Genomic DNA, 3205 nt, shown 5'->3' with positions numbered 1-3205 from the left:
CAATATGTCATGCACCGCCAGACCATCACCGAGCCGGTCGTCGGCCGTGTGCTTGCCAAGGGGCTTGCCGGCGACGAGATGAGCGACCGGCTGTCGCTCGTCATCGATGGCGTCGACGGACGAACGCACTATGTCGAGACCGCCGATGCGGCAAAGCTCGAAGACATCCAGCGCGGCCATATCGTAGCGCTTGATCCGATCCCGCCGAAGGAGGAGCCGCGTGCCGCCGACCGCAACATCGGCGTCGCAGCCGGCGAGGATGGCATCTATCGGCCGAGCAGGCACCTGGAGGCGATCCGGGAAACATTTTTGCAGCAGGGCAAGGACCCGGACGCCTTCGTCCGCTTCCATGTCCGCCGTCTCGAAGCGCTGCGCCGGGCCGGCCATGTCGAACGCATCGACGAAGACCACTGGCGCATTCCGGAAAACTTGCCCGAGCGCGGCATCGCCTACGATGCCCGCAGCCGCGGCAAGGACTTCTCCATCCGCGTGCTTTCGACGCTTGACCTCGACGCGCAGATCGGCAGCGACGGCGCCACCTGGCTCGACCGGGAGCTTACGGCCAGGATCCCCATGCCGCTGGTCCGGTCAGGCTTTGGTCTCGACGTCGACAACGCGCTCGATAAACGGGCTGCCCAGCTTGTCAGGATGGGCCATGCCGAACGCGACGCGACGAGCCGGACCATCACCTTCGCGCGCGACCTTGTTGGCACGCTGGAGCGCCAGGAGGTCGCGCGCGTCGGCAAAGAAATGGCCGCTGCGCGCGGCCTCACTTTCGCGCCCGTCCAGCCCGGCAATCATGTCGGCGGCACGCTGCTTGGCCCCGTCAGTCTTGCGAGCGGGCGCTTCGCCATGCTGGACAATGGTCTCGGCTTTCGGCTCGTGCCCTGGCAGCCGATGCTGGAAGGGCGCATCGGCCAGCACATCACCGGCCTCGTGCAAAACAGCGGCGGCATCGACTGGAGCTTCGGCAGAAAGCGCGGAATCGGGATGTGACGGCTGAGGTATGGTGCTCACCAAGGCCTTTCCTACTCCAGGTTCCGCTGCCGCGCTCCACAAGGAATTCTGTTGCTCCATCCGTCAGAGCCTTGAGAATTTCGCCGCCGTTTCGGGCGGCCTCGGAGCGGATCGTCTTCGGTCCAGACGAGCTGTTGCTAGCTCACCTATTGAGGAGCAGCGCGCCAAGCCTTCCCTCTGACCAGTCGAGCGCCGCTCCAACAGGTCGGATACGCAATTGCGGCTTTCGGTAATCCCGCAGGCCACGGTTACGAACGACAGCCGGTCTATGCAAAACGGTCACATTTGGCCTTTTGGACTGTTAGATCTACGCGCCAGGCGAACGCCAGCACCACCACCGTTTTCCGGGATGAATTCGATCCCGGCAGTTTCGAGCGCCGCAACTAACGCGTCAAACGTGGTTTGCCTCGAAGTGGTTTGGGCATTCTCAATTCTGACGAGCGTGCGAACGGTTATCCCCGATGCGTTAGCCAGATCCTCTCTCGTCCAATCAATTAAGGCTCGGGCGGCGCGGAGCTGCTGGGGCGATATGTCTTTTTTCATGATATTCTGCTTGTTAAAAGTCACAAAAAGTGACATTTTGGAAGACAAAGATGCGGCCGCACGAGGTGCTCGTTACACCTTGCACGGCCTAACCACTACCCAAGCTGATTGGAGCTCGGATCATGGCTTCTCTATTCGGCGGCTTGGGGTCAAGCGCTTTTGTCATTTTCTGCCTTACNGCAACACCTCTTTGCATCACCTTTGAAGATGGGCTCGAGCCGAATACCCCATCTGATTCCGACAATACCATGACTCTGCCTTCGTCACTCGCAGGCAAGTGCTTGCGGGAGCGATGATCACGCCGGCCGCTTTGGTGCTTGAGAAGAATGCGGTTGCCGGTAACGTAGCGGCAACGAAGACGCCCCCCTCCGATCCAGCGCTGGCGGTTTGGCTTGAATGGGAGAAAGCCCACAAGCTGACAGAGCAGCTTTGCCAGGGGCAGCAGCGCCTCGAGACGCAGCTTGTCCACAGCGTTGGCTTTCCTTGTGTGAGCATCTGCCTGCCCGAGGGTGAGGACGTGACGCTCCACTCGATCGAGGCGCTCCATAGCGTGCTCGGCAAAGGGGCCGGCTATGGCGGCTCTGCGCGAGAGAGCCGAAGCTGATTTCGCGGCGCATCAGGCACGCTGGGATGCGGCTGCCGAGGAGACCGGTTACACCGCAGCGCTCAGGGCCGAGCGCGAGGCTGGTGACCGGGCGGAGGATCTGCTGGAAGTGATCTCGTCCACGCCCGCCACGACTCTCGCCGGTATAGCGGGCAAGCTCGATGCCGTGTTGCGTGAGGGCGAGGCCTGGGAGGAATGCTCCGAGTTCCCTTGGCCGCAGATCCGCTCGGCGCTCAATGATCTGGTGCGCATCGCCCAACAGATGATCCCGTAGGAACAGCTCTTCACGGCAAGCGGCATTCCCCGGACGGCGGGCTGGCTGCTGTTTCCGAGCCTGAAAGACTAAGATGGGGGCGAGATATGAAGACCCGTCCAACACAACTTCGGCTGCGGCGGAGAACCCATCAACTTGCAGCGAAGCGTCCGCCGTGGCGCTCGCCCATCGCTATCGCTTGGCGCATCGTTCGCGGCGCTGGCGCAATAGGCCGGCAAGGTCGGCATCGTCGTGAAGATTGGTGGCATTCCGTGGTTCAACGCGATGGAGGCCGGTATCAAGGAGCGCGGTCAGAAGCTCGGCATCGATGCGTTCATGGTTGGCCCGACCAGCGCCGATCCTGCACTTCAGGTTCGCGCCATCGAGGATCTCATCGCTCAGGGCGTAAAAGTCATCGGCGTGGTGCCGAACGACGCCAAGGTGCTCGAGCCGGTGCTGCAGAAGGCCAAGGACGCCGGCATCATCGTCATCACGCATGAATCGCCCGGCCAGAAGGGGGCCAATTGGGATTTCGAGTTTGCCTCTGCCAAGGGTTTCGGCGAGGCCCATGCCCACACCTCCAGAGAGGACGCACCAAAGCTCAGCGCGGATACCTGCAATCCAGTCCTGCCGAACTCACGCCTGTCCACGGGATCCTCTTGGCCGATGGTGAAAAGTCCTGAAAGTGTGAGGAGCTTAGGCGGCCTCAGCCCTATGGATCAGATTCATGATGCCCTCGCTCATGCCGGCATAGGATCCGTCATTGATTAACTGGCCCTGAAGCCGGT

4 protein-coding genes and 1 pseudogene are annotated in these 3205 nt (G+C 61.8%); 4 read left to right on the top strand and 1 reads right to left on the bottom strand.

The window, feature by feature from the left end; translation table 11 throughout:
- A partial coding sequence (locus X773_RS73470; protein WP_023680975.1) for a DUF3363 domain-containing protein occupies positions 1-996 on the top strand: 996 nt, incomplete at its 5' end.
- Between the two features lie 300 nt (positions 997-1296).
- Here X773_RS73470 and X773_RS0140675 read toward each other — a convergent pair.
- Positions 1297-1560: a helix-turn-helix transcriptional regulator gene (locus tag X773_RS0140675; protein ID WP_036239966.1), complete on the bottom strand. Its 264-nt coding sequence runs from the start codon at positions 1558-1560 to the stop codon at positions 1297-1299.
- Between the two features lie 292 nt (positions 1561-1852).
- On the opposite strand from X773_RS0140675, the gene X773_RS77200 reads away from it, so the two are divergent.
- From X773_RS77200 to X773_RS73460, 3 genes and pseudogenes are all read left to right on the top strand, one after another.
- Positions 1853-2164, top strand: coding sequence for a hypothetical protein (locus X773_RS77200; RefSeq protein ID WP_023680973.1), 312 nt, complete (start codon positions 1853-1855; stop codon positions 2162-2164).
- Complete coding sequence (locus X773_RS77195) at positions 2133-2438, top strand: hypothetical protein (protein ID WP_023680972.1); 306 nt, start codon at positions 2133-2135, stop codon at positions 2436-2438. Before X773_RS77200 ends, X773_RS77195 begins: the two co-directional genes overlap by 32 nt.
- A 225-nt stretch (positions 2439-2663) precedes the next feature.
- Positions 2664-2987 (top strand): annotated as a pseudogene (locus X773_RS73460) (substrate-binding domain-containing protein); the annotation flags it as partial.
- Positions 2988-3205: the final 218 nt, after the last annotated feature.

The sequence above is a fragment of the Mesorhizobium sp. LSJC280B00 genome, from assembly GCF_000502835.1.
Classification (GTDB): domain Bacteria; phylum Pseudomonadota; class Alphaproteobacteria; order Rhizobiales; family Rhizobiaceae; genus Mesorhizobium.
Note: the sequence above shows the minus strand (reverse complement) of the source record. Positions and strands in the feature narration are given on the sequence as shown.

Coding starts and splice junctions, on each gene's coding strand:
- X773_RS77200 (WP_023680973.1), top strand. CDS start 1,853: ATGATCACGCCGGCCGCTTTGGTGCTTGAGAAGAATGCGGTTGCCGGT.
- X773_RS0140675 (WP_036239966.1), bottom strand. CDS start 1,560: ATGAAAAAAGACATATCGCCCCAGCAGCTCCGCGCCGCCCGAGCCTTA.
- X773_RS77195 (WP_023680972.1), top strand. CDS start 2,133: ATGGCGGCTCTGCGCGAGAGAGCCGAAGCTGATTTCGCGGCGCATCAG.